Raw genomic sequence first — 25562 nt, forward strand, 5'->3', positions numbered from 1 at the left:
TGTTGTCTGTGTGGTGTGTGTGCTTATCATACACACCACCCCAGCGGGGGGGCGGCGCGGCGGGGGGCCCCCGGGCGCCGGCCCGCCCCCCCCCCCCCCCCACGACACACGTATTTCAGTGATGGCCGGGGCGGCGCTGCTGATCACGCCGATCGTCCTGGCCTGCTCGCGTCATCCCTTGCGAGTCCTGCCCCTGCTCCTGCCGCTGCTCCTGCTGCTGGCGCGGCATCTGCTTGGGCATCTTCTTCGGTGCTTTTTTAGACTTGTCAGCCATCTCCACACGGTCCTTTCCGAGGGATAAAGGATAAAAGCCTTCAACGCACTGTCCGACGCAATCCACCTCGCGTGCGGGGCGTCCCACGCCTGACTCGTCCAACAATAAGCACCAATACGGCGCGAGGGTAGACCTGAGGCCAAAATAGGTTTCCTACCGGCGTGAATGCGGCGTGTCAGTGCCTCCGATCCATCGGTCCGGATAATCCGGACCCCGCCATTCTGTGCCTACTCGAGAATTGTGGCGAGAACGGGGTATTCGATCTCGGTCATATTCACGAGCCCCGGCAAGAGTTCGGTCAGGAGGGGAGTGGGAGGAACTCGACGGTTGATCCGTCGGTGGCATCCGGGGGGACGATGACCAGGCCGTCGCGGTCTATCAGGCCGGCCAGATGGGCGGTGCGGACTGTGGGGTCGCCGAGCCAGCCGCCGTCGGGGGCGTAGCGGGCGGGGGTGATGCGTTGGACCGGGGCGGTGATCTCGGCGGCGTTGTGGAGGGGGCCGAGGATTCTTCTGGGGAGGGGGGAGCCGGTGCGGGCGGCGACGATCGCCGGGGTCAGGGCGAGCAGGACCGCGATCGCGGCGAAGGGGTTGCCGGGGAGACCGAGGATGGTCGGTCCGGTGGGGAGTTCGGCGACGATGGTGGAACCGCCGGGGCGCAAGGCGAGTCGGGGGACCAGGATGCGGGCTTCGGCCCGGGCGATGGCGGTGCGGAGCTGGTCGGCCGCGCCGCCGCCGGTGGCACCGACCACGACGAGTAGATCGAAATCGGATGTGTCGGTGAGCATGTCGTCGAAGCCGTGCGCGGTGTCGCGCAGGTGGACGCGGTCGATGACGCGAACCCCGCAGCCTGCGAGTAGATCTGGCAGGACGGGGCCGATCGAGTCACGGGTCTGGCCGGTCTGGAGGGGGCCGGTGCTGCGAATCTCGTCGCCGGTCATGACAATTCGAGCACGAACCGGTCCGCGGACCGCACCGGTGGTGACCTCGACCGAGGCCGCGGCCGAGCGCAGGGCGACGGTGACCGGCGTGCCCGCCGGTGCGACGAGATCGCCGATCTTCCTGTCCTCGCCGCTCTTTCGGACATCGCCGCGGATCGGGGTGTCGGGCAGGCGGGTCAGTTCGTCCCCGGTGATGGTGGCGAACTCGTCGCGCAGGACCGAGGTGGTGCCGTCGGGGACGTGGGCGCCGGTGGCGATACGTACCGCTTCGCCGGGACGCAGACCCTCCGGCCGCGCGCCGCCCGCGAATCCGACGTCGCGACGTAGCTGCCACGGGCCGTCGCCACAGACGGCGTAACCATCCATGGCCGAGACGTCGAAGCGGGGCAGTGGGCCCGCGGCGGTGATCGGCGCGGCCAGAGCGGCACCGGGTACTTCGCTCAGCGCGGCCTCGTAGGCGACCAGGGGAGTCAGGCCGGTGCCGATCCGTTCGCGCGCTTCGGTGAGGTCGAGGCGGGCCGACGCGCGGTCGGTGGCCAAGGATTCGCGGGCGCGGCGGACCTCTTCCTCGGTATCGCAGTCAGCGATATCCGGTAGCTCGACCAGGATGGTCTCGGCGGGCACGATGGCCTTCATCGGCTGGTTCACCAGCGAATCCAGGCCGGCCAACGCGGTCATCAGCGCGCTGCGCCGCCAAGCGCCGACCAGATACTGCGGGCGACCGGAGGCATCGATCGCGAAAACGGCATCAGCGGTGGATTCGGTTGCGCTGCGCAGCAGTTCGTGGACGGTGGCATCGGTGAGGAACGGCATGTCGGCCGCGAGCACGACCACCCAGGGCGCGGCGGAATCGAGCGCGGTGAGGCCGGTGCCGATCGCCGCGACCGGGCCGGAACCCGGCGGCACCTCACGAACCTGCCCGAACCGGGGATCGAGCTGACGATGCGGCCCGACAACGACGACCTCGGCGCAGTCGCGCACCGAGTCCAGGGCCGCGTCGAGCATCGACCGACCACCGATCACGATCGCCGGCTTGTCGACCCCGCCCATCCGGCTGGCTCGCCCGCCCGCGAGCACGATGGCATCGGCGGCGGTCATCGGCTGATCCTGGATCGGGTAATCGGCACGAAAGCCATGCTAGTAGGCGTACTGCCCGTGCTCGAGCCGCGCGACCGAGCGCCGCTCAGAGTCGCGCCGTGCGCAGGACGACACGGCCGTCGACGATCGGCACGCCTTCTTCGGTGAGCAGCCGCAGCTGGCGGGTGGCGAGGTGCGCCGCGGGGCGGCCGCTGGCGCCGATGACGCGGTGCCATGGCAGGTCCGCGGAATCGGTGCGCATGATCCAGCCGACGGTGCGAGCCGAGGACAGCCCGGCCGCGGCGGCGATATCGCCGTAGGTCGAGACGCGGCCGGGCGGGATCGCGGCGACGAGTTCGCGAACCTTCTCCACCTGTTCCTCCGTCGTCACGGCCATCGGGCTACAGGACCGTGGCGATCAGCGCGGCGGTCTCGGCGGGGCGGGCCTGGGCGACCATGTGGTCGCAGTCCCAGACCTCGGCGGTGAAGTTGTCGAGGTGGGCCGTGAGGGCGGCCAGGAACTCCGCGGTGACATACGGCGGCTCCACCTTGGCGGCGCGAACCAGCACCGTCGGCAGGTCGGCGGGCGGCAACACGAACGGTCGCGCCAGCTGACCCCAGTACGAGGTGATCGCGGGCTGGAAGATGTGCCAGCCGACCCGGCCACCCTCGGTCGGCACGAGGTGCTCGGCCAACTCCCGCTCCAGGATCTCGGGCGCTACTTCGTCGGGTCCCCACGCACTGACCTGCTTGTCGGAGCGGGCTTCGGCTAGGTCGGTGTAATCGGGTGAGGCGAGGTTGGCCGCGGCGACCTGCTCGATCAGTTTCGCGTCGATGCCGATGGCGGGATCGAGCAGGACCAGCGCGCGCACGAGGTCGGGGTGCTGCCGGGCCAGATGGATGCCGGTCGCGCCGCCGAAGGAGTGGCCGACCACGACGACCGGGCCGTCGGTCTCGGCGCGCAGCAGCTGCGCGAGATCGTCGACGATCGTGTCGAAATCCCACGGCGGCAGCGAGGTGGAGCGGCCGTGTCCGCGCAGGTCGGGGGCGATGATCCTGGCCTGGGGCAGGTGCTCGGTGGCGAGGGTTTCCCACCGGTTGCCATGGCCGGTGAGACCGTGCAGGGCGAGGACGACGGGACCGTCGGCGGGGCCGAATCGGTGCACATGAAGCGACGACACGACTGTCATTCTGGCCGGTCGCGCCCGGTCGCGCAGCGTGTCCCCCCGGTAGGGGTGCGCCGGTGTGTCGGACTGGTCTGTTGCAATAGCCGATGTGGTGCGATCGGATAGCTCGGTGCGACTCGTGCGCCGGACAACGCGGGCGCCCCGGCCGCGGGCCTGGGGTGCGTCCGTTCGCGCGCTGTTCGACGAGCAGGCCCAGCCCGCGCCGGCACGGCCGGGGTGGCGGCCGTGGCAGGTGCTGGGTGGGCCGGGCACGGGCAAGACCGCGCTGCTGGTCGACCTGGTGACCGCGCGGATCGCCGACGGCGCCGACCCGGCATCGGTGCTGGTCCTCACTCATACCAAGCACGCGGCCGCCGCGCTGCGCGATGCGATCACCCACCAGCTGGGGCCCGCCGCGGGTGGTATTCCGGGCGCGAGCCGGGAACCGATGGTGCGGACGCTGCACTCCTACGCGTTCTCGGTGCTGCGCCGGCACGCGGAACTGCACGGTAATCCGCCGCCACGGCTGCTCACCGGCGCCGAGCAGGACGCGGTGCTCAGGGAGATGCTGCTGGGAGATCTCGCCGACATCGAAGACGGGGCAGGCGGCTTGTGGCCGCCGCGATTGCAGCCCGCGCTGGCATTGGGTGGGTTCGCCGAGCAACTGCGCGATCTGATGTTGCGCGCTACCGAGCGCGGACTCGGGCCGGAGGACCTGATGTCACTCGGTCGTGAGCACGACAACGATGCGTGGGTCGCGGCCGGGCGCTTCCTCCAGCGCTACGAGCAGGCGTCGATGCTGCGCTGGTCGGTCGGCGTCGCCGCGCCGGAGGCCACCGCGCCCGCTCTCGATGCCGCGGAACTGGTCGGCGCGGCTCTCGACGCGCTGGCAGGCGACCGGAATCTGCTTGCCGCCGAACGGGATCGGATCCGCTACCTGCTCGTCGACGACGCACAGCACCTCGACCCGCAGGCCGCGACGCTCGTACGCGCCATCGGCAGCGGCAGCGCGAGCACCGTGGTCACCGGCGACCCGGATCAGGCGGTCTTCACCTTCCGCGGGGCGGATTCGCACTTCCTCACCGACCTCGACACCGTCGCTCAGCGTCGAATCATCCTGCGGCACAACCATCGCAGTGGTGCGCCGATTCGATTGGTGAACGCGCGCATCGCGGCCAGGTTGCCAGGCAGCGCACGGCACCGGGTACTACCGGGACAGGAGAGCGACTCACCCGAGCCCGCCGAAACCTGGGGACGGCCGGTAGCGAGCGAGGATTCGGCTCCGGGTGACATCGATCTGTTCGCACCCGGAAACCGAACCGATCGTGCCGGACAAGATTCGGCGGGTCCGCATCATGGCGAGTTATCGCACCGGGCAACCACATCCGACGATGTGCCGCCTGGGAACGAATCAGACGTGTGGCCAGGGCCGGAGTATCTGCCGCCGCTCGATGAACCGCCGCCGGATGACGAGTCGGAGTCATGGGTGCCGCCCGAGGACCTGCCGCCCGTCGACGAGTCGAGTGTGCGGGTGCGTGTGCTGTCGACGCCCGCCAAGGAGGCGGCGCTGATCGCCGACCATCTGCGCCGCGCGCACCTCACCGACGGTGTGCCGTGGTCGGCGATGGCGGTGATCGTGCGGTCGGTGCCGTTGTCGCTGGCGCCGTTGCGGCGAGCCCTGCTGGCGGCGGGGGTGCCGGTGCGCAGGCCCGCGGTGGCCGAGCCGTTGGCGCGGCGGCGAGGAGCGGCGTGGATGGTGCTCGCGTTGCGGGTGCTGTTGGCGGGGGATTCGTCGCGGCCGGGTTCGCGACGGGCGATCGATGCGATGTTCTCACCCGACGACGCGATGGATCTGCTGTCCGGACCGCTCGGCGGGGCAGACCAGATCGCGCTGCGCCGATTGCGTCGCGGGGTACGGCGCAGCGTGCTCGACCTGGAACGCACCGGTGCGCTGGCCGAGCCCTTCGCCGATGGCGCCGACCAGTTCCTGCTGTGGGAGGAAGCCGCGCCCGCGCCGGAAATGCCTGAGCCCGAACCGGATCCGGTCGACGACGACTGGCTGCCGCCGCCGGACCCGGATGATCCGCTGCGCCCGGAACCCGAACCGGACTGGGATATCGCCGAGCGGCTGCCCGACGATATCGACCTTCTCGATGTCGAGAACCCGCCTGCGGCGAACACAGTCGTGGAAGTCGTCCGCCCGCAAGCGCCCGCCGTGCCGCTGATCGACCAATCCTCCGCCGAGGTACTGCGGGACCTGATCGTCGGCGTCGGTGAAGAGCGGTTGCTCGACGGGCTCACCGAAGTCGAAGCCGCGCCCCTGCGTCGCGTGTTGCGTGCGGTGGCGAAGGCGAAACAGACCCAGGCCAGGGGGCAGGGTCTCGAAGACGTGCTGTGGACATTGTGGACGAATTCGCGGCTGGAGCGGCGCTGGTTCCGGCAGTCACGGCGCGGCGGCGCGTCGGGCATGCAGGCCGATCGCGACCTCGATGCGGCCGTCGAATTATTCGACGCCGCGGCCGCCTACGTCGACCGGCTGCCGAAGGCGAGCATCGACGGGTTCGTCGAATACCTTCTGCACCAGCAACTTCCGCAGCAGGGTCGGCCGCTGACCGCCGAGGGTGAGGCAGTGACGCTGCTCAGCGCGCACGCCGCCGCGGGCCGGGAATGGGATGTGGTGGCGGTGGCGGCCGTGCAGGAGGGCATCTGGCCCAACCCGCGCTCGCGGGGCACGCTGTTGCACACCGAGGATCTCGTCGACCTGGTCGCCGGGGTGGATCCGAGCGCGACCGTGAGCCGGGCCGCGCCGATCCTGGCCGAGGAACGCAGGCTGCTGCTCGTCGCGTGCAGCCGGGCGCGGCGGTCTTTGCTGGTCACGGCTGTCGAATCCGCTGCGGGAGACCAGGATCTGGTGCCGTCGCGGTTTCTCACCGAACTCGTCGGCGACGACGACAGCGGCGAACCCGGCGCGTTGCCCGTCGCCGATCCGGGGCGTGCGCTGGTGATGCACGCGCTGGTCGCCGAATTGCGTGGGGTGGTGTGTGATCCCCGGGCCGACCCCGAGCGTCGCGACCGGGCCGCACGCCAGCTCGCGCGGCTCGCCGACGCCGGAGTTCCGGGGACCGACCCCGACGACTGGTACGGCACCGCCGAACTCAGCTCCCAGCGCGAACTCTGGGACGACGACGATTCGCCGATCGGCTTGTCACCCTCGACGGTCGAACTGCTGCGCACCTGTCCGCTGCGGTGGGCGCTGGAACGGCACGGCGGCACCGACGGCGACAACCCGCACGCAGTGAAGGGCAACCTCGTGCACACGCTCGTGCAGGCGCTGGCGGGCGATGTCCCCGAGGCGCAGGTACGGGCGGCGCTCGACCAGGCGTGGAAAACGGTCGACCCGGCCGACGGCTGGCATTCGCGACAGGAGCTGCGCCGCACCGAGACGATGCTGGAGACCTTCCTCGCCTGGGTGCGCACCACCCGCGGTGAGCTCACCCAGGCCGGGGTGGAGGTGCCGGTGGACTGCGTGTTGCCCGCGCGCACGGAAGGCGCACGGGCGGTGCGGATCCGGGGACGCATCGATCGGCTCGAACGCGATGCGCAGGGGCGCTTCGTCATCGTCGACGTGAAAACGGGCAAGACCCCGGTCAGCGAGAAGGCGGTGGCCGACCACGCACAGCTGGCGACCTATCAGGTGGCGGCCGCTCACGGCGCCCTGGACGAGGAGGAGCCGGACGTGCCGGCCCCGGTGGCCGACCCCGGTGGCGCGCGGCTGGTCTATGTCGCCAAATCGAACCGCAAGACCGGTGCGGCCGAACGGACGCAGAGCGCACTCGACAGCGACGGACTCGACCAGTGGCGCACCACCATTCACGATGCCGCCGACGCGACGCGCGGGCCCGGTTATCTGGCGGTGCGCAATGACGGGTGCAGGCATTGCCCGGTCGCGGGCAGTTGCCCGGTGCAGGACACCGGACGGCAGGTGACCGACGAGTGAGCGGCGTGCGCGTCACCCCGCAGCGGTTGGCCGACGCGCTCGGCCTGCCACCCCCGACCGATGAGCAGGCGGCGGTGATCGCCGCGCCACCCGGGCCCACCTTGGTCGTCGCGGGTGCGGGCGCGGGGAAGACCGAGACGATGGCCGCGCGCGTGGTGTGGATGGTTGCCAACCAGCTGGTCGCCCCGGACGAGGTGCTCGGGCTGACCTTCACCCGGAAAGCCGCCCAGCAGCTGACCTCTCGTATCCGTACGCGGCTGGCACGGTTGGCGGGCGCGCCGCTACTGCGCGAGATAGACCCCAGCGGCGCGTTGCGCACGATCGTCGCCGGGGCCGAGCCGGAGATCAGCACCTACCACTCGTACGCGGGCAGGCTGCTCACCGCGCACGGGCTGCTGCTGCCGGTGGAGCCCTCGGCGGCACTGCTCACCCAGACCCAGCTGTGGCAGCTCGCGCACGAGGTGGTGCGGTCCTGGGACGGTGATCTCGACACCGACCGCACCCCCGTCTCGGTGACCGAGGCGGTGCTCGCCCTGTCCGGGCAGCTCGCCGAACACCTGGTGGAACCGGAGCAATTGGCCGAGGCGCACGCCGAGCTGGAGAAACTCGTCTACACGCTGCCCGCCGGTCCGCGTCAACGCGGCGGACCGAGTCAGGCGCTGGTCGGCGTGGTGACCGCGCAACGTGAGCGCGTCGCCCTGTTGCCACTGGTCCACCAGCTCGCCGAAGCCCTGAACCGGCGCGGCGCACTGGATTTCGGCTCCCAGATGTCGCTGGCCGCGCAGCTCGCCGTCGACCACCCGGAAGTCGCCGCCGCCGAACGCGCTCGATTCAAGCTGGTCCTGCTCGACGAATACCAGGACACCGGGCACGCCCAGCGTGTGCTGCTTTCGGCCCTGTTCGGCAATGCCGAAGCGGTGCAACAGGGTCGGCCGAGGAAGCCGGTTCGGATCCGGGGTGACGCGCAGCCGACTTCGACGCACGAGGCCGACACCCTGTTCGCGGTGGACGATCAGGATTCGGCACTCCCGCAGGTTCGCGACGACGGACATGCGGAGGCCGCCACAAGCGGGGGCAACCGATCCTCGCAGGCACTCGCGGTGACAGCGGTGGGTGACCCGATGCAATCCATCTACGGCTGGCGTGGCGCTTCAGCGGCCAACCTGCCGAGGTTCGCCACCGACTTCCCCGCTGCGCCAGGAGTTCCCGCGCCGGTGCTGCCGCTGTTGACCAGCTGGCGGAATCCGCCCGAAGCGCTGGCGTTGGCGAATCTGGTGGCCGATCCGTTGCGGATGGTGGCGCGGGCGGCCGGTGGGGCGACGGTGGACGCGTTGCGGGCCAAGCCGCAATCGCATGCGGGGGTAGTCGAGTTCGCGCTGACCGAAACCATCGCGCAGGAGCGGGACTGGATCGCCGAGCGGTTCGCGCGCGAGTGGGCGACGGCGCGGGAGCACGAAGGCCCGCCACCTACTTCGGCGGTGCTCATTCGGCGCAATGCCGATGCGGCACCACTCGCCGAGGCGTTGCGCGAACAGGGGTTGCCGGTCGAGATCGTCGGGCTCGGTGGGTTGCTGGCGACGCCGGAGGTCGCCGATATCGTCGCCACGCTGCGGTTGATCGCCGAACCGGGGACCGGGAGTGCGGCGGTACGGATTCTCACCGGGGCCCGGTGGCGGATCGGGGTGACGGATCTGGCCGCACTGGCGCGGCGTGCCCAGATGCTGTCCATCAGCAGCGTGTCGGGTGCAGGCGACGCCATCACCGATGCTGCCGGACTCGCTACGGCGCTGCGTGAGGTCGCACCCGAGCCGACCGAGCGGGCGGGTCTCGCCGATGCCATCGCCGATCCCGGTGCGGTGGAACAGTATTCAGAGGCAGGGTTCGCGCGGATCGCGGCTCTGAGCGAGGAGCTGGCCGCGCTGCGGGAGCGCAGTGGGCAGCCGCTGGTGGAACTCGTCGCCGATGTCGAACGCACCATCGGCGTCGGGGTCGAAACCCAGGCCAGGCGCGCTATCGCAGGTGGCGGTGCGGGGCGCGAGCATCTCGACGCCTTCGCCGAGGTGGTCGCCGGGTACGCGGCCGACTCCCGGGCATCGCTGAGCGGCCTGCTCGCTTTCTTCACCGCGGCCGAATCGGTCGAAAACGGTTTGGAGCCGGGCGAAGTCGAAGTCGCGCGCGACCGCGTGCAGATTCTCACCGTGCACGCCGCCAAGGGCCTCGAGTGGGAAGTCGTCGCCGTGCCTCATGTGAGCGCCACCGTGTTCCCGTCGACAACGGCGTTGAGCACCTGGCTCGGCGCACTCACCGAACTGCCCACCACCCTGCGCGGCGACCGCGCCCAGCCGGACGCGTCCGAGGGCGTGCCCGTGCTCGACCTGAGCACCGTGGGGGACCGTTCCGAACTCGAACACGCGATCGCCGACCACAAGGACGCGCTCAAGAGCCGCCGACTCGACGAAGAACGCCGCCTGTTCTATGTAGCGCTCACCAGAACCGAACGGGTGCTGCTGGTTTCGGCCTACTACTGGCCCGAGACGGGCAGCTCGCAGAAGGGTCCGTCGGAGTTCCTGCTCGAACTCAAGGAAGCGAACGAGAATCCGGACAGTGCGGCCTACGGCGTCGCCACCATCGCCCGCTGGGACGACAAGCCACCACCGGATGCCGTCAACCCCTTCGCCGACAACCCGCCGACCGCCCAGTGGCCGCGTGACCCGCTCGGCAACCGTCGCGATCCCATCGAACAGGGCGCCGCGCTGGTTCGCGAAGCTCTCGACACATTACGAAGCGGCACAACGATTTCCGGTAGCGCATCCGGCGATCAACTCGAGTCGGCGGAGCTCGTGGACGACGACCCCGAAGGCTGGGTCAACGATGTCGACGCGCTCCTCGCCGAATTCACCTCGGCCGAACTCGCCGAACAACAGGTGGAACTCCCGGGCCAGCTCCCCGCCACCGCCCTGGTGGAACTACGCGCCGACCCGACCCGGCTGGCCGCTCGGCTGCGCCGCCCACTTCCGTACCCCCCGAACCCGATGGCCCGGCGCGGCACCGCCTTTCACGCCTGGGTGCAATCCTGGTTCGGCACCGAACAGCTGCTCGGCCTCGACGAACTGCCCGGTGCCGCCGACAACACCACCGAAATGGGCCGCGCCGACCAGGAACTCGCCGCCATGCAGTCCGCCTTCCGCCGCTCACCGTGGGCGCACCGCAACCCTGTCGATGTGGAAGTGCCGTTCGAAACCAGCATCGCGGGCACGGTGATTCGTGGCCGCATGGACGCCGTGTTCGCCGAACCCGGTGGCCGCTGGATCGTGGTCGACTGGAAGACCGGCGCCGAACCCGGCCCCGCCGACGAGCCCGCCGTCGGCATGCAGCTGGCCGTCTACCGCCTCGCCTGGGCCCGCCTGATGGCCGCCCGCACCGGCGAGACCGAGGACCGGATGCTCCAACGCGTCGGCGCCGCATTCCATTACATCCGCTCCGGCCGCACCATCGCCCCCGAGCAACTCGCGGGACCGGCCGAACTGGAGCGCCTCATCCGCGACGCCGCACCGGAAAACACCGACACAGATCCACGCGAGACCGACTGAGCCGATAGTCTTGCGATCGCTGAGGAAAGCTCGAGGTACACAAGGCCGGTCACGCGGCGGCGCAGCCGCCGGTTTTCGGCCGCCTTGATCTGGACTGACCAGAGGGTGCGACGAAGGAGTGCCCGCCGGGAGGGAAGATCAAGGTTAACAGGCCGAAAACACGCGGCGCCAGCCGCCAAAAAATACAGGAGCAGCATGTTCGGTGACACGCGCAACCCGGTGGGGTTGAGTAGCAGTCCCGACTACGCCCTGGTCGGTCTGTTGCGGATCCCGGCGGCGCAGTCCAGCCCGTGGGTTTCGCTCACTCGTCGCGTGCTGTTCGCGATCTCACTGCTGTTCACCGCCGCGACAGTGGTTTATGTCGGCCGCCACGGCTACAGCGACAACACCGGCGACGAGCTGTCGTTCCTCGACGCGATGTACTACGCGACGGTGTCGCTGTCGACCACCGGCTACGGCGACATCGCCCCGGTGACCCCGTCGGCACGGTTGGTGAACATCATCGTCATCACCCCACTGCGCGTCCTGTTCCTCATCGTGTTGGTCGGTACCACTCTCGGCGTGCTGACCGAACGGTCGCGGCAGGCATTCAAGATTCAGCGATGGAGGCACACCGTGCGTAATCACACCGTCGTCGTCGGCTACGGCACCAAGGGCCGGACCGCGATCGATGCGATGGTCGGTGACGGGATTCAGGTGTCCGACATCGTGGTGGTCGATACCGACCCCGTCGCCCTCGAGGCAGCCGCCGCCGCGGGGCTGGTCACCGTGCACGGTTCGGCGACCAAATCCGATGTGCTGCGGCTGACCGGCGTGCAGCGTGCTTCCGCGGTCGTCGTCGCCACCAATCGCGATGACACTGCCGTGCTGGTGACGCTCACCGCCCGCGAACTGAACAAGACGGCCAAGATCTCCGTGGCCATCCGTGAAGCGGAGAACACCCACCTGGTCCGTCAGTCCGGCGCCGACTCGGTGGTGGTGTCCTCGGAGACCGCGGGTCGGCTGCTCGGTATCGCCACCACCACACCGACAGTCGTGGAGATGATGGAGGACCTGCTCACGCCAGAGCAGGGCTTCGCCGTCGCCGAGCGCGAGGTGGAGGCGGGCGAAGTGGGCGGATCGCCGCGCCATCTCAGCGACATCGTGCTCGGGGTGGTGCGCAACGGCGCGCTGATCCGGGTCGGTGAACCCGAGGTCGACGCCCTCGACGCGAGCGACAAACTGCTCTACATCCGCCGCGCCGGAAAGTAGTCGCGTCGGCGCCCACTATGCTCGGCATCGTGTCGTTCCGGCTGAAAAACGTTCCGCTGCTGTCACGTTCCACCATCGACCGGGCCGAGCACGCCCGCCTCGATCCCGGCGCCCTGCGCGAAGGGTGGGGAAAAGCGAAGATTCTGCGTATCGACGCGCGCGGGAAAGTGCGGGTGGAGGGCGACAAGATCGTCTTCGACGCGGCTGTTTCGGTGGCCGAGGAGCCAGGCGCAGGCGCGGTTTTCCTCGGTGTCGTCGATGGCAGTCACCTCTGGGCGGTTCGGGCGCACGACCTCGACGGGACGCTGAAGGATCTGCGGACGCTCGGCGCCGTCGACGACTTCACCGCGGAGCTGCTGTCCACCGCGTACGCACTGCTCAACTGGCACGATCGGGCCGGGTTTCACGGTGGCGACGGCACGGCGACCACCTCTGCGCGCGGCGGTTGGTCGCGGCTGACCACAGCGGGCGAGGAAGAATTCCCGCGGATCGACCCCGCGGTGATCTGCCTGGTCCACGACGGTGCCGATCGCGTGCTGCTCGCCCGTCAGCAGAGCTGGCCGGAGACGATGTTCTCGCTGCTGGCCGGCTTCGTCGAGGTGGGCGAATCGCTGGAGCACTGTGTGGAACGGGAGGTCCGCGAGGAGGTCGGCGTCGACCTGCGCGAAATCCACTACCTCGGCAGCCAGCCGTGGCCGTTCCCGCGCTCGCTGATGGTCGGCTTCGCCGCGGTCGGCGACCCCGCCCAGGAACTCGTGTTCTCCGATGGCGAGATCGCCGAAGCGCATTGGTTCACCCGCGACGAGGTCCGCGCCGCCTTGCGGGTCGGCGACTGGTCGGCGCGGCAACCCGGCGCACGGCTGCTCGTTCCCGGATCCATCTCGATCGCACGATCGATCATCGAGTCCTGGGCGGACTGACTCGGCGAATCAGGCCTGCTGGGCGGCCAATGCCTGCTTGACCGCGGCCAGCGACGGGTTGGTCGCGGTGGAGCCGTCGCGGTACTTGATCGTCGGCACGACGTGGTTGCCGTTGTTGACGCTGCCGACGAACTCGGCCGAAGCGGGATCGTCCTCGATATCGATCACCGAGTAGGTGATGCCCGCCTCGTCGAGCTGGGTCCGCAGGCGTCGGCAGTAGCCGCACCAGGTGGTCGAGTACATCGTCAGATCTGGGGTTGCTTCAGTCACGCGATGTGCAACGTCGCGAAGTGGCGTCGTGTTCCTCGGATCGGCGGGCGTCGCGGTTTGTTGTCGGGGGGCGCTGTCATGATGGTGCGCGTGCCAGCACTCGATCTCACCGCCCTCGACCCGGAACAGGCCGCCGCGGTGCGGGCACCGCGGGGGCCGGTCTGCGTTCTCGCCGGTGCGGGCACCGGGAAGACCAGGACGATCACGCATCGGATCGCGCACCTGATCGCGGGTGGGCATGTGAAGGCCGACCAGGTGCTCGCGGTGACCTTCACGGCACGGGCGGCGGGGGAGATGCGCAATCGGTTGCGCACGATGGGGCTCGGTGGCGACGCCGGACAGGTGCAGGCGCGTACCTTCCACGCCGCGGCGCTGCGGCAGCTGCGGTATTTCTGGCCGCAGGTGGTGGGTGATGTGCCGTGGCGATTGCTCGACAGCAAGTTCCCTGTGGTCTCGCAGGCCGCGCAACGGGCGGGGCTGCGCGCCTCCACCGAAATGGTGCGCGACCTGCTCAGCGAGATCGAATGGGCCAAGGCCTCCCTGATCGCGCCGGAGGACTATCCGGCCGCTGCCGCCAGGCATCATCGCGACGCGCCGGTCGACGTGGCCAAGGTCGCCGAGGTGTACCAGGGCTACGAATCCGCGAAAGCCTCCGCCGACGGCCTGCTGCTCGACTTCGACGATCTGCTCCTGCACACCGCGGCCGCCCTCGAGGACTACCCGGCCGTCGCCGACGAGTTCCGTGGTCGCTATCGCAGTTTCGTCGTCGACGAATACCAGGACGTCACGCCGCTGCAGCAGCGGGTGCTCGACGCGTGGCTGGGCGAGCGCGACGACCTCACCGTCGTCGGCGACGCGAATCAGACCATCTACTCGTTCACAGGCGCCACCCCGTCCTACCTGCTCGACTTCTCCCGGCGCTTCCCCGACGCCACCGTGGTCCGGCTCGAACGCGATTACCGGTCGACACCCCAGGTGGTGTCGCTGGCCAATCAGGTCATCGGTGCCGCGCGCGGCCGCATCGCGGGCACCCGCCTGGCGCTGATCGGCCAGCGGCCGGCAGGTCCTGAACCGGAATTCGCCGAGTACGCCGACGCGCAGGCCGAGGCCGTTGCCGTCGCCGTGCAGATCGAGAAACTGATCGCCGCCGGGACGCCGGCTGCCGAGATCGCGGTGCTGTACCGGACCAACGCGCTGTCGGAACCGTTCGAACAAGTACTCGGTGCGCGCGAGATTCCGTTCCAGGTGCGCGGTGGCGAGGGGTTCTTCCACCGTCAGGAGGTGCGGCAGGCGGTGTCGGTGTTGCGGCAGGTCGACGCGCGCGACGACCTGCCCGACGAGGCACGCAGTGGCTCGTCGCTGATCACGCTGGTCCGTGCCGCGTTGGCACCGGTCGGGCTCACCGCGGAGGAACCCGCCGGTGCGCAGGCGAAGGAACGGTGGTCCTCGCTGCTGGCGCTGGTGCAGCTCACCGAGGAACTGGTCAGCCATGACGACGAGATGGATCTCACAGCGCTGCTGCGCGAGCTCGCGACCCGCGCCGAGGCCAAGCATCCGCCGACCGTCGACGGCGTCACCCTGGCGTCGCTGCACGCGGCCAAGGGCCTGGAATGGGATGCGGTGTTCCTGGCCGGGCTCACCGACGGCACGCTGCCGATCTTCCACGTGCTCGGCCGGAAGAACGCGGCTGTCGACGAAGCGGGACTGGAGGAGGAGCGCCGGCTGCTCTACGTCGGCGTCACGCGAGCCCGCGAACATCTGAGCCTGTCGTGGACCCAGCGGCGACTGCAAGCGGGCGGGGACTACCGGCCGGTGACCCGGTCGCGGTTCCTCAACGGGCTGATTCCGGACAGTTCTTCGGCCTCGCGGATCGCCGTCGAAATCCCGGCCAAGGCCGATGCTCCACGTCCGCTGTGCCGGGTCTGCCTCAAGCCGTTGATCGGCACCTACGCCACCATGCTCGGCCGCTGCCGGCGCTGCCCGGGAGAAGTCGACCCGCAATTGCTCGAGGCGCTGAAGGAATGGCGAGCCGAGAAGGCCGAGGCCTTGCAGCGACGTGATTTCGTGGTGTTCACCGACACCACCCTCACCGCCATCGCCGAGCAGCTGCCCGCCGACGACGCCGCGCTGGCGGCCATCGCGGGGATCGGCGCGAAGAAGATCGAACAGTACGGCGCCGACGTGCTCGCCATCGTCGCGTCACGTTTGCGGGCAACGGCACAAAACCCCAGGTAGAAAATAGGTTGTTAGGTTCTCGATCATTGCCTATGGTTGAGAGCACGCACCGAGAGTGATCTCGGTGCGCGGTAATTGTTCACACACGAGTTCAGGAGGGAGGCAGACACATGAACACGAACACGAACACCACGTTCGATGCGATGAGCAATCGCGTCCTGGTGAACGCATTTGTCATGTCCGCCTCCCGGGGGGTCCTCGCTCTGCAGGGGACCGGCCTGTCCGGCGGCGATGCCAAAGCTTCAATTCATCTCCTCCAGGACAAGCCCAGCGTGGGTTGGCAGCCGACCGCCGTTTCGGCACCGGCAGCAATCGCCGATGAAGCCGGTTACGCACCGGAGTTCACCGGCGCAATCCGCCTTCGCGTCCACCCAGCGACCGTGATCAGGTCTCGACAGAGATGTCGAACTAGGTAGGGAACACCTCCCAGACCTCCTGGCCACGGATCGCGAGAAGCGAAATCCGTGGCCATATTTTTTCGGCTCCACAGCCGTAGGCACCGGGTTCGCACACCGAACATTCGACCGCTGCAAACGAGCTGAAGGAGAACGACGTGTTCACCGCCCAGGACTGGCCGACGGCCACTACTGACGTGACATGCCGAACCGTGGCGCAGACCCCTCGCGTCCGTGAGGTCACCAAGACTCTGCCCTGTAGGGGCGGAAACCCCGATCTGTGGTTCGCCGAGAGCCCCACAGATCTCGAGCAGGCCAAGGAACTGTGCGCGGCCTGCCCGATCCGCAAGGGCTGCCTGACCGCGGCCATCGATCGTGCCGAGCCGTGGGGCGTGTGGGGCGGTGAGATCTTCGACCAGGGTGTCGTGATCGCCCGCAAGCGCCCCCGCGGTCGCCCGCGCAAGGTCGCGATCATGGCATGAACCCGGGAAAAGGGTTGTACCGCAAGCGAACCGCTCACCTCGTCATGGTGAGCGGTTCGTTTTGCGTTGTGGGGGATGTGTGTTCGACGCCTACGAGGCTTGTTCGGCGCGGAAGCCCGGCACCCAGGTGCGAACCAGGTTCATGAAGCCGAGTTCCGCGTCGAGCTGGGCCAGGATGCCGACCGAACCACCGAGCACCCGGAAGACGGTGAGGTACTCGGCCGGAAGTTGCAGGGCGCGAGCGGTTTTCATCTCGGGGCTGGAGAACTCGGAGGCCTTGCCCGCTACCCGCTGCATCCACGTGCGGGTGAAGTGGAACGTGTCGGTGCGAATCGGGTCGCTGAACGGGCGCAGGTACGCCTCGATCTCCTCGTGGGTCACCACACGTCCCGGAATGACCCAGCCGTGCTCGTAGAGCAGCTCGGTGAGTGCCGCGTGCTCGTCGGCGACAGCGAGGGCCAGCATTCGGCCCAGAATGTCCGGGAAGCCGTCCGGCATCGGCGCGCAGGCGCCGAAGTCGAGCACGGCCAGGGTGCCGTCGGCGCGCACCAGGAAATTGCCGGGGTGTGGGTCGCCGTGCAGCAGGCCGACCAGTTCGGGCGAGCTGAAGTGGAAGGTCCCCATCAGCTCGGCGATCCGGTTGCGCTGTGCCAGGGTGCCCTCTGGATCCTCGGCGCCTGCCTTGATCAGCGCCGATACCGGGGTGCCGTCGAGCCACTCGGTGACGATCACCTTCGGGGCGCCCGCCACCACCTTCGGGACCGTGATGGTGGGGTGCCCCTCGAACGCGGCCGCGAAGCGGCGCTGGTTGGCGGCCTCGATGCGGTAGTCGAGTTCTTCCTCGGTGCGTTCGGTGATCTCGGCGAGCAGCGGCTTCACATCGGCACCGGGGATCACCGACGACAGCAGTCCGGTCATCCGGGACAGCGTTTTCAGGTCGGCACGCAGCGCGTCGTCGGCTCCGGGGTACTGCACCTTCACCGCCACCGCGCGCCCGTCGGACCACACCGCACGGTGCACCTGGCCGATGCTGGCCGAGGCGGCCGGGGCGTCGTCGAAGGACTTGAATCGTTCCCGCCACTTGGTGCCCAGCTGCTGGTCGAGCACACGGTGCACGGTCTCCGCAGGCATCGGCGGTGCCGCGGCCTGCAGCTTGGTCAGCGCTTCGCGATAGTGCTCGCCGAACTCCTCCGGGACGGCGGCCTCCATCACACTCAGCGCCTGCCCGAACTTCATCGCTCCGCCCTTGAGCTCACCGAGCACGGTGAACAACTGCTCGGCGGCTTTCTGGTTCAGGTTCGCGTTGATCTGCTTCTTGTCACCGCCGACGAGCTTCTTGCCGAACCCGACAGCGGCTCGTCCGGCGATGCCGAGGGGAATCTTGGCCAGCTTGGCATTGCGGCTGGAACTGCGGCGCACGATCTCGGACACGGTACCCATCATGGCTGAACCCGCGGGGTGTGTGCCATGGGAATGCTCACACCGGCCGATGCGGCGCCCGTCACCGGGAGGTTTCCGGCGTACGTGCGGTCATCTTCCGGCACCCGCATTCCTGATGCGGCAGCCACGGTCGGCGCTGGATCTCGTGGGTATCGAGGTCCAATTCCACGGTGGCGTCGAGTGTGCGCGGTGCCCGCCGCGGTGAGCAGGCGACGATCGCCTCGAGTTCGCGCAGTGCCAGCGCGGTCGTCGCCGCGATGCCCGCCGGGGAGGCGTGTCCGGTGCGGCCGAGGAGCTGGGCGGCCAGATGCGGCCAGTCGGTATCGAATCCGGCCCGGGTCAGGTCGGCACAGCGCAGGCAGCTGGTCTCGCCGGGCAGCACGAGCGGGCCGACCACGCCGACCCCGTCGCGGACTCGCACCTGCAGGTGCGGTACCCGGCGCAACACCAGATCCACCGACAGTCCCGGATCGATCATCAACGCGTCGGTGAGCACCACCAGATCGCCCGCGGCGGCGCCGACCGCAGTGCCGGGCCGGTACTCGCGCGAGCGGGTCGGCCGAAAACCCATGCGCCGCAATCCGATCGCCACGGCATCCGAGAGCGGACCGAGCCCGTGCACCGTGATGCCGCGGATCTTGCCCAGTTTGGGTTCGGGTTCGAGCAGCAGGCCCGCACGCTCGATCGCGGCGAGCATGCCCATGGTGCGGTCGGGGCTGATACCGAATTCACCCGCACGCCAGATGATCTGGGGCCGCGATCGCAAGCCGTCGAGCAGGCGCAGGAAGGCGAGCACGGTACCGGTGTCGTGGTCGGTGGTTTCCAGGAGCAGGGCGCGTTCGGGGTCCCAGCCGAGTTGGACCGTGCCGGACGGGCGAACCAGGGTGGTCACTCGCGGGTGGAGCATCGGGCCGCGCAGTGGGGAGGTGGTCGTCATGCCAGAAGTATCGGTACCCGGCGAGCGCCCAACGTGCGCCGAAAGTGTAGTTATCCACAGGCTTTCGGCGTGTCGGCCTGTGGATCTCGAATTGTGAACAGGCGCTGCACGGCGGGTCGTCGCCGCATTTTCCGGCGAACGTTAGCCGCGGAACCGTGTTGCGCCACCGAGATCGGAGATTTTCTCACCGACCTCGGTGGCGGTGCCGATCAGGACTTGCCGGTGCCGGAATCCAGCCCGGAATCGCCCTCGTCACGCGGGGTTTCGTCGGAATCGGTCTCATCGGTCTCGGCTTTGCCGAGATCGGCCGCGTGGCGCTCGCGCGCCTCGGTCTCGGCCAGCTGGGCCAGCGGATCGTCGAAAGCGCCTGTGCTGCCACCGATAATGGAGTCGATGAAACCGGCAGGTGAGTCGAGGTCGGTGGAATCGGGCAGCAGATCGGGGTGTTCCCACACCTTGTCGCGCCGCTCCATCCCGACATCGGTGGTCAGCCGCCGCCACAGCGCCGAAGCCTCACGCACCTTGCGCGGCCGCAACTCCAGTCCGACGAGCGTGGCGAACGTCTGCTCGGCGGGCCCACCGGTCGCCCGGCGGCGGCGCAGCGTCTCCGACAGCGCGCCCGCGCCCGGCAGGCGCTCACCCACCGCATCGGTGACCACGACATCGACCCAGCCCTCGATCAGCGCCAGCAGGGTCTCGAGGCGCTCGAGCGCCTGCTTCTGCTCGGGCGTGGTCTGCGGCTCGAACGTGCCCTGGGAGAGCAGTTCCTCCAGCTTGGACGGGTCGCTCAGCGACATCGGGTCGATGCCCTGCGCGGCTTCCTCGATCGCGGAGAAGTCCATCTTGATGCCGCGCGCGTAGTCCTCGACGGCGCCGAGCACCTGCTGACGCAGCCACGGCACATGCGCGAAAAGCCGCTGGTGGGCGGTCTCACGCGCCGCCAGGAAGACCATGATCTCGCTCTCGGGCTGTTCGAGCCCCTCGCTGAACGCCGAGATCGCGGTCGGCAGCAGCGCCGCGGTACCGGCCGGGCCCAGCGGCAGACCGATATCGGTGGAGGTCAGCACCTCCTTGGCCAGCTGGCCGAGTGCCTGACCGAGCTGGGAACCGAACGCCAGCCCGCCCATCTGGCCGAGCATGCCGACCATCGGTCCGGCGAACTGCTTGGCTTCCTCGGGCAGCTGCGCGGTCCACATGCCCGAGATCTGCTCGGCCACCGGATCGCACAGGCGCTTCCAGGTGGGCAAGGTCTCTTCGATCCAGTCGTTCGGGGTCCACGCGACCGTCTTGGTGGCGCCCGCGGGCAGCACGGTGGCGCCGTCGAGCCACAGTTCGGCCAGGTGCGCCGCGTCGGTCACCGCGGTGGTGGTGCCCGCGGTGATGGGGGCGATGGTGGAGCCGAGCTGCTGGCGGGCCAGTCGCTTGGCGACGTCGTAGTTGACCGGGCCGGACTGCGCGCCGCCGGGACCCATGCCCTGGCCCATGCCGCTGATCATCTGCCCGAGCTGGCTCAGCATCTGGCCCAGCTGCGACGGATCGAACCCGCCCGCGCCGCCTGCGCCGCCCGCTCCGAACCCGAACGGATCGTTTCCGCCGGGTCCGTTGCCCTCGTCGCGACGCTTGCGGGAATCGTCGTCGTCGCCGGTCGAGAAGCCGAAGGGGAGATCGCTCATACCTCTTACGTTACGCGGGACCCAGGGGCCCACGGTGTTCGCGCATCGCGAAATCGCGGCGGCATCGGCCGCGCCGCAAAAGCGTGCCACTACCGTCGGTCGCGGTTGCTGATCACTACTGTGGTCCGAGTGAATCGTCGGATCCTCACCCTGATCGTCGCCCTCGTCCCTGTACTCGTGCTCGGCGTGGCCGGCAGCGTGGTCACCGTGCCGTTCGTCGCACTCGGCCCCGGCCCCACCTTCGACACCCTCGGCCAGGTCGAGGGCAAGCAGGTGGTCGATGTCACCGGCGCACCATTGGATCCCACGAGCGGGCACCTCAATATGACGACCGTGTCGGTGCGCGACGGGCTGAACCTGTTCGAGGCGTTCGGGTTCTGGGTCAGCGGTGAGCACGGTCTCGTGCCGCGCGCCGAGGTGTACCCGCCCGGTGTGTCGCGCGAGGAGGTCGACAAGTCCAATCAGCAGGACTTCAAGGATTCCGAGAGCGATGCCGAGGTCGCCGCGCTGCACTACCTGAAGATGCCGACCGTCGTGCTGGTCCGCGGACTCGGCGAAGAGGGCCCGGCCAAGGGCGTGCTCGAAGTCGGCGACGAGCTGATCAGCATCGACGGCACCCCGATCACCACGCCCAAGGACGTGATCGACATCGTCGGCACCAAGGCTCCCGGCACGACCATCAGCGTGGTCTACCGCCGCGGCGACGCCGAACAGACCAGTCAGATCACCCTGGCGCCCCGTCCCGACGACGACGCACGGGGCTACCTCGGCATCACCCCTGGCGAAGGTGGACGTCCGCCGCTGCAGGTCGAGTTCAACCTCGCCGATATCGGTGGGCCGTCGGCCGGGCTGATGTTCAGTCTGTCGCTGATCGACAAGCTCTCGCCGGGCGAACTCAACGGCGGCAGGTTCGTCGCGGGCACCGGCACCATCGACCAGGACGGCAAGGTGGGCCCGATCGGTGGCATCCAGTACAAGATGATCGCCGCGCGCGAGGCAGGCGCGGAAACGTTCCTCGTCCCCGCCGACAACTGCAACGAAGCCGCTCAGCGGGCTCCCGAGGGCCTGCGATTGGTGAAGGTCGACACCCTCGACAGCGCGATCGCGTCGCTGGCCGAGATCAACGCCGGCCGCGAGGCGATCACCTGCGGGTAGCTCACTCCAGCGTGTGGTGCAGGGCCTCGACCAGGCCCGGTGCCAGGTTGGGGTAGGTGCGCAGGTCGAGATCGCCGAAGCCGTCGTCGTCCTCGGGGCGGATCTGCAGCAGGCACAGGGTGGCGCCCTGGCGCAGCACGCCCGCGATGAGGCGCGCGTCGCGGCGACCCGGATGCGCGTGCGCGGCGGCACGCCCGGCCGCGTCCGCGGCCTCGTCGTCGGCGAGTAGCGGAACCAGCGCCTCGTCGAGATCGCTCTCGGCGTCGGGCGGCAGCACCACGATCTCCTGCACCAGCACACAGCCCTCGACCGCGGGCGGCCAGGTGGTGGTGGCCAGGAACTCGTCGAGCGCCATCGACCCGCCGGTGATGTCGTCGGGGAAGGCTTCCTGGGCAACGGGGGTCAGCTCGCTGCCGTCGTCGAGCTGGTCCTGCAGGTCGGGTTCGGCCGCGGCCAGGTCGGCGGTCGGCACCAACGCGAACATCTGCGGCGGGTTTCCCCAGCCCTCGGCGTCGGCGAACTCGACGACCTCGCGCACACAGCGGGCGAGGAGAACTTCGGCGTGCTCGTCTTCGGTCACCCGCACATCCAATCATTTTCGGCCCAGACGCTTACACGGTGTCCGATTTCCGTAGAGTGGGCGCCAACGGTCCGGTAACGGATCGCCCGCAACATTCGGACTGCGGTGACTGCGCCGATCACGGTGTGGAACCGCCGGAGCATGGAGAGTGGCACCGTGGGCATGCGGCCCCCCACCGGCTTACCTTCGTTGTCCCGACGCAGCCGTGTGCTGCTGGTGACAGCAGTCGTCCTCGCGGCGCTGCTGCTGCTCGGGCCCCGCTTCACCGATGCCTATACCAATTGGTTGTGGTTCGGTGAGGTCGGTTATCGCAGTGTGTATCTCGGCGTGTTGCGCACGCGGCTGATCCTGTTCGTGGTCGTCGCGTTGCTCGTCGGCCTCGTGGTCTGGGCGGCGCTGCTGCTGGCCTATCGGTCGCGTCCGGTCTTCGTGCCGGTCGCCGGGCCCAACGATCCGATCGCGCGCTACCGCACGACCGTGATGAGCAAGCTGCGGCTGTTCGGCGTCGGCATCCCGGTGCTGCTCGGCGTACTGTCGGGCCTGGTCGCGCAGTCGAACTGGGCGACCGTGCAGCTGTTCCTGCACGGTGGCGAGTTCGGTCAGCAGGACCCGCAGTTCGGACTCGACATCGGTTTCTACACCTTCGATCTGCCGTTCTACCGGATGGTGCTGAACTGGCTGTTCGTCGCCGTGGTGATCGCGTTCTTCGCGAACCTGGTGACCCACTATGTGTTCGGCGGCCTGCGGCTGGCCGGGCGTGAAGGCACTCTCACCAGGGCCGCGCGTGTGCAGCTCGCGGTGATCGCGGGAATCTTCGTCCTGCTCAAGGCGGTGGCGTACTGGTTCGACCGGTACGACCTGCTGTCGAGCACACGCAAGGAGCCGACCTTCGGCGGTCCGTCGTTCACCGATATCAACGCGGTGCTGCCCGCCAAACTGATCCTGCTCTCGATCGCGGTGATCTGCGCGATGGCGTTCTTCGCCGGGATCGTCTTGCGTGATCTGCGGGTTCCCGCCATGGCGGCGGCGCTGCTGGTGCTGTCGTCGATCCTGGTCGGTGCGGTGTGGCCGATGGTGGTCGAGCAGTTCTCGGTGCGCCCCAACGCGGCCGAGAAGGAGAGCCCCTACATCGAGCGCAACATCATGGCGACTCGCGAGGCGTACGGGATCACCGACGACAAGGTCGAGTATCAGGACTACCGGGGTAGTTCCACGAAGAGCCCGCTCGAGGTACCCGCCGACGCGGCGACCATCGGCAACGCGCGCCTGCTCGACCCGAACATCCTCTCGCCCACCTTCACTCAGCTGCAGCAGCGCAAGAACTTCTACGGCTTCCCCGAGTCGCTCGACATCGACCGCTACAACCTCAACGGCGACCTCCAGGACTACATCGTCGCCGCCCGTGAGCTGCACCCCCAGGCCCTGTCGGGCAACCAGAAGGACTGGATCAACCAGCACACCGTCTACACCCACGGCAACGGGTTCGTCGCCGCGCCCGCCAACCGCGTGAACAAGCCGCAGTCCGAGGCGCAGAGCGCCTCGGGTGGCAGCGATTCGGGTTATCCGCTGTTCATGGTCAGTGACCTGTTCACCAAGGTCGAGGATCAGCAGATCAAGGTCGACCAGCCGCGCATCTACTACGGCGAGCTGATTTCCCAGACCGACCCCGACTACGCCATCGTCGGTACCGCCGAGGGCCAGGCGCCGCGCGAATACGACTCCGACGAGGCCCAGTTCACCTACGACGGCAGCGGTGGCGTGCCGATCGGGAACTGGTTCAACCGGCTCGCTTTCGCGGCCAAGTACGCCGAGCGCAATATCTTGTTCTCCTCCGCCATCAGCGAGGACTCCAAGATCCTGTTCAACCGCGGTCCGCGTGATCGGGTGCAGAAGGTCGCACCGTGGCTCACCACCGACGGCAACGCCTACCCGGCGGTGATCGACGGCCGCGTCAAGTGGATCGTCGATGCCTACACCACGCTGGACAAGTACCCCTACGCTCAGCCGACCTCGCTCGACGGCGCGGTCGAGGACAGCATCGACAAGAAGACCGGGCGCGTGATCCCGCGCAAGGAGGTCAGCTACATCCGTAACTCGGTGAAGGCCACCGTCGACGCCTACGACGGCACCGTCACCCTGTACGAGACCGACACCGTCGACCCGGTCCTCAAGGCCTGGCGCGGGGTTTTCCCGGACGCGGTGAAGCCGCAGAGCGAGATCTCCCCCGAGCTGCGCGCGCACTTCCGCTACCCGGAGGACCTGTTCAAGGTCCAGCGCGACATGTTGACGAAGTACCACGTGGACAACCCGCGCGAGTTCTTCACCAACAACGCGTTCTGGTCGGTGCCGAGTGACCCGACGATCGAGGGCGGCACGTTCAACCAGCCGCCGTACTACGTGCTGCTGGGCGATCCGAAGACCACCAAGCCGGTCTTCAACCTGACCTCGGCGATGGTCGGCTACAACCGGCAGTTCCTGTCGGCCTACATCTCGGTGCGCTCCGACCCCGACGGGTACGGCAAGTTCACCGTGTTGCAGCTGCCCACCGATTCCCAGACGCAGGGCCCGCAGCAGACACAGAACTCGATGACCACCGCCGACGCGGTGTCCCGAGAGAAAACCCTGCTGTCGAACTCGAACAAGATCCGCTACGGCAACCTGCTCACGCTGCCGGTGGCCGACGGCGGCATCCTCTACGTCGAACCGTTCTACAACGAACGCAACACCGGTTCGTCGACCTTCCCGCAGTTGCTTCGCGTGCTGGTGAGCTATCGCGACGCGGCGGGCAGCGTGAAGGTCGGGTACGACTCGACATTGGCCGGGGCACTGAATCAGGTGATGCCGGGTGCGGGTTCGCTGGCGACACCGTTCGGTGGCGATCCGGCGGTGAAGCCGAAGCCGGGAGCGACCCCACCGGTCGACCAGGGCACCGTCACGCCGCCTGTCGGCGGGACGACACCGCAGCCGGGGACCACACCGCCCGCGAGTTCGCCGACCCAGGAGGCCGCGGCCGCCGAGGTCAGCCGCAAGATCGAGGCGGTGCGCACGGCGATGCGGACCGGCAACTTCACCGATTACGGTAAGGCGCTCGAAGAACTGGACGTCGCGATGAAGGCGTACCAGGACGCCGCAGGCCGGTAACCACCGGCACGCAAGAAAGGCCCCGTCGCGATGACGGGG

General features: G+C 68.8%; 18 protein-coding genes. 9 read left to right on the forward strand and 9 right to left on the reverse strand.

Annotated elements, in window-relative coordinates:
- Window positions 1-115: 115 nt before the first annotated feature.
- The 4 genes from ACFWPX_RS10860 to ACFWPX_RS10875 form a co-directional block, all read right to left on the reverse strand.
- A complete protein-coding gene (locus ACFWPX_RS10860) occupies window positions 116-274 on the reverse strand; it encodes a hypothetical protein (protein WP_378920493.1) in 159 nt (52 codons plus the stop codon).
- A gap of 298 nt (window positions 275-572) precedes the next feature.
- Complete coding sequence (locus ACFWPX_RS10865) at window positions 573-2312, reverse strand: NTP transferase domain-containing protein (protein WP_378927232.1); 1740 nt, start codon at window positions 2310-2312, stop codon at window positions 573-575.
- Window positions 2313-2397: 85 nt separating this feature from the next.
- Window positions 2398-2688 (reverse strand): MGMT family protein, encoded by a 291-nt coding sequence (locus ACFWPX_RS10870; protein WP_378920489.1) that lies wholly within the window; start codon window positions 2686-2688, stop codon window positions 2398-2400.
- A 4-nt stretch (window positions 2689-2692) separates the two neighbouring features.
- The gene (locus tag ACFWPX_RS10875) at window positions 2693-3481 is read right to left on the reverse strand and encodes an alpha/beta fold hydrolase (RefSeq protein ID WP_378927233.1); all 789 of its coding nucleotides are present in this window, start codon (window positions 3479-3481) and stop codon (window positions 2693-2695) included.
- 88 nt (window positions 3482-3569) lie between these two features.
- Between ACFWPX_RS10875 and ACFWPX_RS10880 the strand changes: the two genes are divergently transcribed.
- The 4 genes from ACFWPX_RS10880 (at window position 3570) to nudC (ending at window position 13215) form a co-directional block, all read left to right on the forward strand.
- Window positions 3570-7454 carry an ATP-dependent helicase gene (locus ACFWPX_RS10880; protein ID WP_378927547.1) on the forward strand — a complete coding sequence of 1295 codons (3885 nt, stop codon included), beginning with the start codon at window positions 3570-3572 and terminating at the stop codon, window positions 7452-7454.
- The gene (locus tag ACFWPX_RS10885; RefSeq protein ID WP_378927234.1) at window positions 7451-11044 is read left to right on the forward strand and encodes an ATP-dependent helicase; all 3594 of its coding nucleotides are present in this window, start codon (window positions 7451-7453) and stop codon (window positions 11042-11044) included. The genes ACFWPX_RS10880 and ACFWPX_RS10885 overlap by 4 nt, the downstream gene beginning before the upstream one ends.
- 195 nt (window positions 11045-11239) lie before the next feature.
- The gene (locus ACFWPX_RS10890) at window positions 11240-12295 is read left to right on the forward strand and encodes a potassium channel family protein (RefSeq protein WP_378927235.1); all 1056 of its coding nucleotides are present in this window, start codon (window positions 11240-11242) and stop codon (window positions 12293-12295) included.
- 26 nt (window positions 12296-12321) lie between these two features.
- Window positions 12322-13215 carry an NAD(+) diphosphatase gene (gene nudC, locus ACFWPX_RS10895; RefSeq protein WP_378927548.1) on the forward strand — a complete coding sequence of 298 codons (894 nt, stop codon included), beginning with the start codon at window positions 12322-12324 and terminating at the stop codon, window positions 13213-13215.
- Between the two features lie 9 nt (window positions 13216-13224).
- On the opposite strand, the gene ACFWPX_RS10900 is transcribed toward nudC, so the two are convergent.
- Entirely contained in the window at window positions 13225-13458 is a 234-nt protein-coding gene (locus ACFWPX_RS10900) for a mycoredoxin (RefSeq protein WP_143876199.1), read from the reverse strand.
- Between the two features lie 105 nt (window positions 13459-13563).
- On the opposite strand from ACFWPX_RS10900, the gene ACFWPX_RS10905 reads away from it, so the two are divergent.
- The 3 genes from ACFWPX_RS10905 to ACFWPX_RS10915 all read left to right on the forward strand — a co-directional run bounded on the left by ACFWPX_RS10905 (window position 13564) and on the right by ACFWPX_RS10915 (window position 16597).
- Window positions 13564-15720: an ATP-dependent DNA helicase UvrD2 gene (locus ACFWPX_RS10905; protein ID WP_378927236.1), complete on the forward strand. Its 2157-nt coding sequence runs from the start codon at window positions 13564-13566 to the stop codon at window positions 15718-15720.
- Between the two features lie 110 nt (window positions 15721-15830).
- On the forward strand, window positions 15831-16136 hold the full coding sequence (locus tag ACFWPX_RS10910) for a hypothetical protein (protein ID WP_378920479.1): 306 nt from the start codon (window positions 15831-15833) through the stop codon (window positions 16134-16136).
- A gap of 137 nt (window positions 16137-16273) precedes the next feature.
- On the forward strand, window positions 16274-16597 hold the full coding sequence (locus ACFWPX_RS10915) for a WhiB family transcriptional regulator (RefSeq protein WP_101468522.1): 324 nt from the start codon (window positions 16274-16276) through the stop codon (window positions 16595-16597).
- Window positions 16598-16687: 90 nt separating this feature from the next.
- On the opposite strand, the gene ACFWPX_RS10920 is transcribed toward ACFWPX_RS10915, so the two are convergent.
- The 3 genes from ACFWPX_RS10920 to ACFWPX_RS10930 all read right to left on the reverse strand — a co-directional run bounded on the left by ACFWPX_RS10920 (window position 16688) and on the right by ACFWPX_RS10930 (window position 20647).
- Entirely contained in the window at window positions 16688-18037 is a 1350-nt protein-coding gene (locus tag ACFWPX_RS10920; RefSeq protein ID WP_378927237.1) for an ABC1 kinase family protein, read from the reverse strand.
- 61 nt (window positions 18038-18098) lie between these two features.
- Window positions 18099-18974, reverse strand: a complete 876-nt coding sequence (locus ACFWPX_RS10925) for a TOMM precursor leader peptide-binding protein (protein ID WP_378927238.1) — start codon at window positions 18972-18974, stop codon at window positions 18099-18101.
- Between the two features lie 209 nt (window positions 18975-19183).
- Window positions 19184-20647: a zinc-dependent metalloprotease gene (locus ACFWPX_RS10930; protein WP_378927239.1), complete on the reverse strand. Its 1464-nt coding sequence runs from the start codon at window positions 20645-20647 to the stop codon at window positions 19184-19186.
- Between the two features lie 129 nt (window positions 20648-20776).
- Here ACFWPX_RS10930 and ACFWPX_RS10935 point away from each other — a divergent pair, with 129 nt between their 5' ends.
- Window positions 20777-21802 carry a PDZ domain-containing protein gene (locus ACFWPX_RS10935; RefSeq protein ID WP_378927241.1) on the forward strand — a complete coding sequence of 342 codons (1026 nt, stop codon included), beginning with the start codon at window positions 20777-20779 and terminating at the stop codon, window positions 21800-21802.
- 1 nt (window position 21803) lies between these two features.
- Here the strand turns inward: ACFWPX_RS10935 and ACFWPX_RS10940 are convergent, their stop codons facing one another.
- Window positions 21804-22382, reverse strand: coding sequence for a PPA1309 family protein (locus tag ACFWPX_RS10940; RefSeq protein ID WP_266292347.1), 579 nt, complete (start codon window positions 22380-22382; stop codon window positions 21804-21806).
- A 156-nt stretch (window positions 22383-22538) separates the two neighbouring features.
- Here ACFWPX_RS10940 and ACFWPX_RS10945 point away from each other — a divergent pair, with 156 nt between their 5' ends.
- A complete protein-coding gene (locus ACFWPX_RS10945; protein WP_378920467.1) occupies window positions 22539-25523 on the forward strand; it encodes a UPF0182 family protein in 2985 nt (994 codons plus the stop codon).
- The last annotated feature ends 39 nt before the right edge of the window (window positions 25524-25562 follow it).

This window comes from Nocardia sp. NPDC058518 (assembly GCF_042719655.1).
GTDB lineage: Bacteria > Actinomycetota > Actinomycetes > Mycobacteriales > Mycobacteriaceae > Nocardia.